The 8,465-nt window shown below is 66.1% G+C and carries 8 protein-coding genes and 2 pseudogenes; 4 read left to right on the top strand and 6 right to left on the bottom strand.

All coding sequences use genetic code 11. The features are described from left to right. Positions 1-1,100 (top strand): acetyl-CoA hydrolase/transferase C-terminal domain-containing protein (locus CA951_RS41820; protein ID WP_087562437.1); only part of this gene is annotated, 1,100 nt, incomplete at its 5' end. A 240-nt stretch (positions 1,101-1,340) separates the two neighbouring features. Further along, positions 1,341-1,928 (top strand): transcriptional regulator, encoded by a 588-nt coding sequence (locus tag CA951_RS41815; RefSeq protein WP_087562436.1) that lies wholly within the window; start codon positions 1,341-1,343, stop codon positions 1,926-1,928. Between the two features lie 67 nt (positions 1,929-1,995). On the opposite strand, the gene CA951_RS41810 is transcribed toward CA951_RS41815, so the two are convergent. Then, entirely contained in the window at positions 1,996-3,351 is a 1,356-nt protein-coding gene (locus tag CA951_RS41810; protein ID WP_087562435.1) for an ammonium transporter, read from the bottom strand. A gap of 180 nt (positions 3,352-3,531) precedes the next feature. On the opposite strand from CA951_RS41810, the gene CA951_RS41805 reads away from it, so the two are divergent. After that, positions 3,532-4,080 carry a HutD family protein gene (locus CA951_RS41805; RefSeq protein ID WP_087562438.1) on the top strand — a complete coding sequence of 183 codons (549 nt, stop codon included), beginning with the start codon at positions 3,532-3,534 and terminating at the stop codon, positions 4,078-4,080. A gap of 282 nt (positions 4,081-4,362) precedes the next feature. On the opposite strand, the gene CA951_RS41800 is transcribed toward CA951_RS41805, so the two are convergent. Further along, positions 4,363-4,959 carry a hypothetical protein gene (locus tag CA951_RS41800; protein WP_087562434.1) on the bottom strand — a complete coding sequence of 199 codons (597 nt, stop codon included), beginning with the start codon at positions 4,957-4,959 and terminating at the stop codon, positions 4,363-4,365. 128 nt (positions 4,960-5,087) lie between these two features. Then, positions 5,088-6,632 carry an MDR family MFS transporter gene (locus tag CA951_RS41795; RefSeq protein WP_087562433.1) on the bottom strand — a complete coding sequence of 515 codons (1,545 nt, stop codon included), beginning with the start codon at positions 6,630-6,632 and terminating at the stop codon, positions 5,088-5,090. A 139-nt stretch (positions 6,633-6,771) separates the two neighbouring features. Between CA951_RS41795 and CA951_RS41790 the strand changes: the two genes are divergently transcribed. Further along, entirely contained in the window at positions 6,772-7,365 is a 594-nt protein-coding gene (locus tag CA951_RS41790) for a TetR/AcrR family transcriptional regulator (protein WP_179220525.1), read from the top strand. A gap of 75 nt (positions 7,366-7,440) precedes the next feature. On the opposite strand, the gene CA951_RS41785 is transcribed toward CA951_RS41790, so the two are convergent. The 3 genes and pseudogenes from CA951_RS41785 to CA951_RS41775 form a co-directional block, all read right to left on the bottom strand. Beyond that, a complete protein-coding gene (locus CA951_RS41785) occupies positions 7,441-8,016 on the bottom strand; it encodes a TetR/AcrR family transcriptional regulator (RefSeq protein ID WP_087562431.1) in 576 nt (191 codons plus the stop codon). Next, a pseudogene (locus CA951_RS41780) lies at positions 8,013-8,273 on the bottom strand (heme-dependent oxidative N-demethylase subunit alpha family protein); the annotation flags it as partial. The pseudogene CA951_RS41780 and the gene CA951_RS41785, both read right to left, overlap by 4 nt. Then, positions 8,243-8,465: pseudogene (locus tag CA951_RS41775) on the bottom strand (carboxylate--amine ligase); the annotation flags it as partial. The pseudogenes CA951_RS41775 and CA951_RS41780, both read right to left, overlap by 31 nt.

The raw sequence follows: 8,465 nt of genomic DNA, 5'->3' as shown, positions 1-8,465 counted from the left end.
AATTGATTCCGTCCGCGTCTGTCGGAAACAACAAGACCTGGCTCGATGTCGCGGAGAAGGTCATTCTCGAAGTCAACTCCTGGGTCCCGGATGCGATGGACGGCATTCACGACATCTACTACGGCACCGCACTGCCCCCGCACCGCCGGCCGATCGAGCTCACCGACGTCGAGGACCGCATCGGTCAGCCCCACTACCGGGTGGACCCGGGCAAGGTGGTCGCGGTCGTGGAGACGAATGCCCCCGACAGTGCGAGCGCGCTGACGGCCCCGGACTCGGTCAGCGAGGCGATCGCTGCCCACGTGCTGGAGTTCTTCGACCACGAGGTCCGGCGTGGACGCCTCCCGGAGAACACGTTGCTGCCGCTGCAAGCCGGCATCGGAAACGTCGCCAACGCCGTCCTCGGTGGTCTCGACCGTGGCCCGTATCGGGGATTGACCTGCTATTCCGAGGTGATCCAGGACGGGATGCTGCACCTGATCAAACACGGCACCGTGCGGTTCGCGTCGGCAACGGCGCTGGCGCTCTCGGAGGCCGGGATCGCCGAGCTGACGTCCAACATCGACTTCTACCGCGAACACATCCGGCTGCGCCCGCAGGAGATCAGCAACCACCCCGAGGTGGTACGTCGGCTGGGGATCATCGCGATGAACGGGATGCTGGAGGCCGACGTCTACGGAAACGTCAATTCGACGCATGTCATGGGGACCAAGATCATGAACGGCATCGGCGGTTCGGGGGACTTCGCGCGCAACGGCTACCTGTCGATGTTCCTCAGCCCGTCCACGGCGAAGAACGGGGCGATCTCGTCGATCGTCCCGATGACCCCGCACGTCGATCACACCGAGCACGACACCCAGGTTGTGGTGACCGAGCAGGGCCTGGCCGACTTGCGGGGGTTGTCGCCGCGTCGCCGGTCCAGGGCGATCATCGAGCGATGCGCGCATCCCGAATTCCGGCCGCTGCTCACCGACTACGTCGAGCGGGCGCAGGCCGCTCCGGGAGCCGCAGGCCATACGCCGCATCTGCTCGGGGAGGCGTTCTCGTTCCATCAGCGGTACCTTGCGACCGGCACCATGCGCGCCTTTCACGAAGAATGAGGTGACTTCCGAGGCGCAGATAAGTGGGGGTGACCCGGCGGAGCACGCCTCGGGGATCTTCGTCCTGGGATCCGACGACCCGTACTTGTCCGCGTGGCGGCTGGGGCGCCGCGTCCGGATTGTCGAGTAGACCCATACCTGGACCATCACGAGGAGTGACTCCGCCGACCGCGATTTCGGCCTTCCTCCACGCCGTGTGCCGGGCGTAGAGTGGCGGGTGGTCGAAAGGTCGTGGTAGCAATGTTGGCGACAGTTCAGATAGCGTCCGGCGGAAAAGCGGCGCTGCCCTTCGACCCCGCCGAGCCGGTCAGCCTGGCCACCGCGGGGGCGATCGGTCTCTACTATTTCGATTATGGCACCGATGCGCTGATGAATGCGGATGACCACGGCGACTTCTACGTCGTTCAGATCCCGCTGTCGGGAACGGCCCGAATTACTTGTGGTGCAGAAGAATTCGACTCGACCATGACGGTCGCGTCGATTCTCTCGCCGGGACGCCCCGCGACCATGGAGTGGCACGAAGGGCATTCTCAGCTGATCGTCCGACTGGCGCGCGGAACCCTCGAGGAGCACCTGCAGGAAATTCTCGGAAGTCCACTCGAGCAACCGCTGCGATTCGAGCCGCAGATGGAACTCGGCAGTCCCGCTGTGTGCAGGTGGCGTGAGGCGGTCGAATTGCTCGAACACGAAGTCGCGAATCATGCGGCAATCACGGGTGATTCGGCCGCGATGGAGGAATTCGATCGAATCGTGCTGACCCAGTTCCTGTCCGCCCAGCCGAACAACTACAGCGACAGGCTGCGGAGTCTGGCTCAGAGCCTGACGTAATCGGCGACGCAACAGGGCCCTGCCCGCGGAAGGCTGCGGACAGGGCCCGGTTTGCGTGGGCGCTGGATCAAGCCTTCGCGGGGTCTCCCACCGCTTCGGCGGTGATGGCTTCCGCGCCGAGCACTGCGTCCGCGCCGTGCTTGGATGCGCCGGTGAGGCCGACGGCGTCGAGCACGTACGCCGTCTCGCCGTGTACGGACACGTCGAGGCCGTCGTATTCGCTGTCCTGGTCGGCTCGGATGCCCATGAACTTCTTCAGTGCCAGGACGATCACCAGGGTGACGACGAAGCAGTAGGCGAGAACGGCTGCCACGGCGACGCATTGGCGCCACAGCACGTCGAAGCCGCCGCCGTAGAGAAGTCCCGCTGCGCCGTTGGGGGCGGCCGGATCCGCGAGGAACCCGATGAGGACGGTGCCGAGGACGCCGCCGACCAGGTGCACGCCGACGACGTCGAGCGCGTCGTCGTAGCCGAGCCGGTACTTCCAGGAGACCGCGAAGCAGCAGACCGCGCCGGCCGAGGCGCCGACCGCCAGCGCGCCGAGGGGCGAGACGGCGCCGCAGGCGGGCGTGATGGCGACCAGGGCGGCGATCAGTCCGGATGCCGCGCCGAGCGAGGTGGCCCGGCCTTCTCGCAACTTCTCGACGGCCAGCCACGCGCAGATGCCTGCGCACGCGGCGGCGACCGTGTTGAGGATGACGACGGACGCGCTGTTACCGGCGGACAGTGCCGAGCCGCCGTTGAACCCGAACCAGCCGAACAGCAGGATGCCGGCGCCGAGCATCGTCAGGGGAAGGCTGTGCGGGCGCGGTGAGACGGGGAACGTCTTGCGGGTCCCGAGAACCAGGACGACGGCGAGGGCGGCAATGCCCGCGTTGATGTGCACCGCCGTGCCGCCGGCGAAGTCGATGGCGCCGAGGGTGTTGGCGATCCATCCGCCGATCACCGAACCGTCTGCCGAGTCGAACGCGAAGACCCAGTGGGCGACCGGGAAGTAGACGAACGTCGCCCACAGGCCGGCGAACAGCATCCACGCGCCGAACTTCATCCGGTCGGCCAGCGCACCCGAGATGAGCGCCACGGTGATAGCGGCGAACAACAGCTGGAATCCGGAGACCAGCGCGGGTGGCAGTCCGGGTTCGGCGGGGGCGTCCAGAAGCGAACTGGAGCCGAAGAACTCGAGCGGGTCGCCCAGGAGGCCGAGGCCGCCGAGGGAATTGCCGAGCACGGCCGAGTAGCCGAAGACGATCCACAGCACCCCGACGACGGCGAACGCGCCGAACGTCATCATGGCCATGTTGAGCGTGTTGCGCACGCTGACCATCCCGCCGTAGAACATGGCCAGGCCCGGCACCATCAGGCTCACCGCCGTGAAGGCCGCCAGAATCCAGGCGGTGTCGGCCGCAGCGACTGCTTCGTTCATAGTCGTCCACCTTGATCGAGGATGGCGGGACACTCGCAGTGTCCGCCGATGGGAATCAATGTCTATCGACAGTGAACCAAAGCGGAGATTGCGAAAATAGTGCGCTACATGACGAATGGGTTAATGATGGGATTGAGAAACAAAGTATCGTCACAGTGGACAACACTGTGAGGAGGAATGGTGACAACAGCTCGCGAAGTACGCATCACCCGTCGCGCGGATCGTCGCGTCACGCCATGGGCCAATGGTGCAGGGACCACTGCGGAGATCGCCACCGGTGCCGCGTCCCGGTGGCGGTTCAGCGTCGCAACGCTCGACGGGAGTTCGACGTTCTCGCCGTTCCCCGAGGTCGACCGCATCTTCACGGTGATCGGCGACTATCCGGTGTCTCTCGACTTCGGCAACGCCCCGACGGTGATCCCGCGCCTTAGTCCGACCCCGTTCGCCGGTGAGGACGGCCCCGCCTGTGTGGCGGCCGGGGCTACCGAGGCGTTCAACGTCATGGTCCACCGGTCCACGACAGCCGCGTCGGTGGACATCGTCGACGTCGGAACGGAACACGAGATAGCCGCCGACGGGCGGGTTGCCGTCCTCGTCCTGGTCCTGGGCGGACGCCTCACGACGGACCTCGGGTCTCTCGAACCCGGCGACTGCCTGCTCGTCGAACAGGGGTCGGCGCACCTGTCCGGACCGGCGTCGGTCGTTCTCGCCCAGATCCTCCCCAGGTGAGCGGCAAAGCGTGCCGGGGCACACTTTGGCACTCACCTGGGGGTACCTCGCGGCCACACTGGACTGTTAACGCGTCGCGTGACGCACGGTGCATCACTTATGGATGCCGGTGATGCACGGTGCATCACCGAAGGTCGCGGCCAGATGAGAGCGGTTCCAATCCGGAATCGGCGTGCACTCTCACTCGGTTCGATGGGAAATGGCTGCACCAAGGGGTTGTGGCGGTGGTGATGCACGGTGCATCGCCACAGAATTTGGTGATGCACCGTGCATCACCACGGTTCAGTCCGCCAGCAGGTCGTGGGCGATGGCGCGGATCCGATCGTCCTGCCCGCCCTCCGCAGCGAGGTCGGCGGGCGATTGTCCGTCCGGGAGCCACCCGGATGGGCTGATCCACCAGGAACTCACTCCCCAGGGGTCGTGCGTGGCGTTCAGGAGCTGGTTGATCTCCGCGACGACTGGCCGGACCTGCGCGGTCGCGGCGTCGAATTGGAAGCTGGGGTAGAGGTAGCGCCCGCCGATCTCGTATCCGATGATGTCTCCGCGTTCGCGTAACCGGCCGGCGGGGCTGCGTCGGTTGCTTACGCGGGAACGCAGGACATCGGCGACATCGCTGGCTTCGAGATGCGGATGGTCGAAAATCGCCCGTCTTGCCGTGGCCTCGGTGCGGGCCCGCGCGATCGACTCCGACACCACGTGCGCGGGCACCGTCGAGGCGACGGAGGCGCTGAGGGTGGGGCCGGAGGCGACGAGCGAGAGAAGGGCGTCGCGCACCGAGCTCATCGACTCACGGTTGGCGACCTCGCGGGCGAGGATGGCGAAGAACTCGCCGTCGGACAGGGCGCGGAGTTCCGCGCCGAGGTCATGGTCGATGCCCATGCTCGTCTCCCTGCGTGCGACGGTAACAGCAGCATACGTCGTTGTCGCTTCTGTTCTTTCGTCTGGACCATCTCAAACCAATGCTCGAGAGCATGACTTCGGCCGCCCAAGATTTGGGCGGCCGGCGGTCAGTGTCCGATGCTATCGGCGGGCTCGGCGACGTCGTCCGGGGTGAGGGTCTCCCGGAGCGGCACTTCCTTGATGAGCCAGGCGAGGACGAACGCGGCGGCGGCGATGACGGCCCCCCACAGGAAGATCGCGTGGGTGCCGTTGACGACGGCCTGTTTGAACACGACCTGCACGGCCTCGGGAAGTTGGTGCAAGGCCGCCGGGGTCATCCCGGATGCGCTGGGCGTTCCCTGCCCGCCGGTGTCGCCCAGCGACGACGTGAGTTGGTTGGCGTAGATCGCACCGAGCAAGGCGACTCCGATCGATCCGCCCATGTTGCGGGCGAAGGTGGCGGTACCGGTCGCGGTGCCCATGTCTCGGATCGGCACACTGTTCTGCGCGATCAGGTTCGTCGTCTGCATCAGGCAGCCCATTCCGACGCCGAGCGCCACCATGTAGAGACCGGTCTGCGCGATCGAGGTGTTCGCGTCCATGGTGGAGAACAGCCACAGGCCCACCACCAGCATGGCGGCGCCGACGATCGGGATCGCCTTGTAGCGCCCGGTCTTGGTGATGAGCAGGCCACCGGCGAGTGAGACGACCATGGCCGAGATCATCATCGGCATCAGCAGCAGCCCGCTGTTCGTAGCGGATTGGCCCTGAACGAACTGCTGGAACTGCGGCAGGAAGGTGACACCACCGAACATGGCGAATCCGACCACGAAGCCGAGGGCACTGGCCACGGAGAAGTTCCTGCTGGAGAACAGTTGCAGGGGGATGATCGGCTCCGCGGCCCGGCGTTCGACGATCAGGAAGAGGGCGAAACCGACGACGGCCACGACCGCGAGTCCGATGATCTGCCACGAGCCCCACGCGTACTGGCTGCCACCCCAGGTGACCGTGAGGACCAGCGCGGTAATCCACACGCTGAGCACGCTCGCACCCAGCCAGTCGATGGACAGTTGGGCGGCCTTCTTCGTGACCTCACCCGGCAGGGTCAGGGTGGCCCACACCACGACCAACGACAGCAGTCCCAGGGGGAGGTTGACGTAGAACACCCACCGCCAGGACAGGTTGTCGGTGATGAAACCGCCGATCAGCGGTCCGCCGATCATTGCCGCCGGCATCACGGCCATCATGATGCCCTGATACTTGCCGCGTTCGCGGGGGGAGACCATCAGCCCGATCACCGACATGATGCCGACCATCAGACCGCCCGCGCCGAGCCCCTGGATGGCCCGGAACAGGATCAACTGGAGCATGTCCTGGCTCATCCCGCACAACGCGGAACCGATCAGGAAGATCGTGATCGAAGCCATGAAGGTCGCCTTGTGGCCGAACAGGTCGCCGAGCTTGCCCCAGATCGGGGTGGCCACCGTCGAGGCGAGGATGTAGCCGGTCACCACCCAGGAGAGGTGGTCCAGCCCGCCCAGATCGCCGACGATGGTCGGCAGGGCAGGGGAGACGATCATGTTGTCGAGCATCGCCAGAAGCATCGCGATGACCAGTCCGCTCATGGCGGTGATGATCTGACGCGGCGTCAGCGCTGCGGTTGCCTCGGGCATGTCGATGGCCTTCCGGTGATCACGTGTGTGTGGTCGAGTACCCTGAACACGGGCTACTAACCGATCGGTAAGTCACCGTACTCACTTACCGATCGGTCAGCAACCCTGGTCCGATCCGGGAACGCGAGAGGTGGTCACTGTGAATGCACCGGAGGATGCCAGCCGGACCGGCACCCGTGAGCGGATTCCTGCCGTCGCATTGAAGTTGTTCGCGGAGAAGGGCTACGAAGCGACCTCGATGCGTGAGATCGCCGAGCACTTGGACATGACCAAAGCGGCGTTGTATTACCACTTCGACAGCAAGGAAGACATCGTCCGGGTCCTGGTGGCCGGCCTGCTCGAGCAGATCGTCGAGCTCGTCGACTGGGCCCGCACGCAACAGCGCGGCCCGGACCTGCGGATGGCGGTGCTCTCCCGATGGCACGACATCATGCAGGCGCGCGGCCTGGCACTGTTCCGCTTCGCGGTCGCCGACAACCGGGTGTTCAAGGAAGTCGGCCCGGACAAGCTCAGCATGACTCGGTATCTCTCCGACCTCTACGAAATCCTCACCCCCACCGACGCGACGGTGGAGGATCGATTGCGCATCCGGCTCGCGCTGATGTCGATGAACATGGCCGGCATCGCCGCGAAAACCATCGACGCCAGTGACGACGAAATCCTGTCCGCGGCCCGCAAGATCGCATCCGAACTGATGCCCGGCGACAACGACACCGACTTCGACGGACGGTGACGGACGGGATTGTCGTCCAGCTCCCCAGGTGAGCGGCAAAGCGTGCCGGGGCACACTTTGGCACTCACCTGGGGATCACCTCGCGGTCGACAGAATCCTGCGCAGGCGCTCGATGGCGCGCTCGGTGGCAGGGCGATCCTTCGCGACGAGTTGGTGCATGATGAAGCCCTCGATCGCCGAGTACACCAGCAGGGTCAGATCTTCGTCGGCGGTGATGCCCAGGCGGGTCAGTGCCTGGGACGTCGCCTCGATGTACGTCGCGTACAGCAGTTTCACCTGCGGGTCGAGGCGCGGCGTCCGCCGGGACTCGAGCATCAGCTCGTATTGGAAGACCTGCAGGTCGGGGTCGCGGGCGACGAGGTCCGTGAGGTGCTCGACGAAGTGGTCGAGTGACGACCCGTCGGCGATGTCGGCGAAGACGCTCGCGCTGTTGTCCAGCGCGTACCGGAGTGCGGCGTCGACGAGGGCGTCCGTCGACGCGAAACGCTGCCGGACTTCCGCGTCCGTGAGGCCCGCCTCCGCGGCGACGGCCCGGATCGTCAGACCGCGCAGGCCGTCGCGGGCGATCACGGAAACTGTCGCGAGGACCGTGTCGAGACCCGGACCGCCGGGGAGCGCCGCAGTGCGCGGTCGCCGATCGGTGAGCGTCACAGCTCGACGTTCCCGTGGGCCGCGAGCCATCTCATTCCGGGCTCGCGGGTACGGCTGATGCCCTTGTACTCGGCCATGTCCACCGGAAGGTCCTCGAGGACCTTGTACAGCCGTGCACCCCATTCCGGGACGGACGCGACATCGCGCAGCGGCAACAGGTAGGTGCGGATGAGGAACATGACGGCGCCGGAGTGCGCGAGCCGGATCAGATGCTGCACTTCGGTTCTCAGGAACAGTCGGTCGCCGGACTCGTGCATTCCCCGTCGAGCCCGTCCCGGGCCGCACGCCACAACTGCGCCCGCAGCAACTCGACCCGCAGCCACGGCACGGAGTGGCCGCCCCTGATCGAGCGCAGCGCCCCCCCCACGCGACCCCTCCCCACCACCGCGCAGCGCGCCGCCTGCGCCGCGGTCATGGCGACGTCCGCGATCCGGACCTCGATGGTCGGC

It is taken from the genome of Rhodococcus sp. NCIMB 12038 (assembly GCF_002165735.1).
Classification (GTDB): domain Bacteria; phylum Actinomycetota; class Actinomycetes; order Mycobacteriales; family Mycobacteriaceae; genus Rhodococcus_F.
Note: the sequence above shows the minus strand (reverse complement) of the source record. Positions and strands in the feature narration are given on the sequence as shown.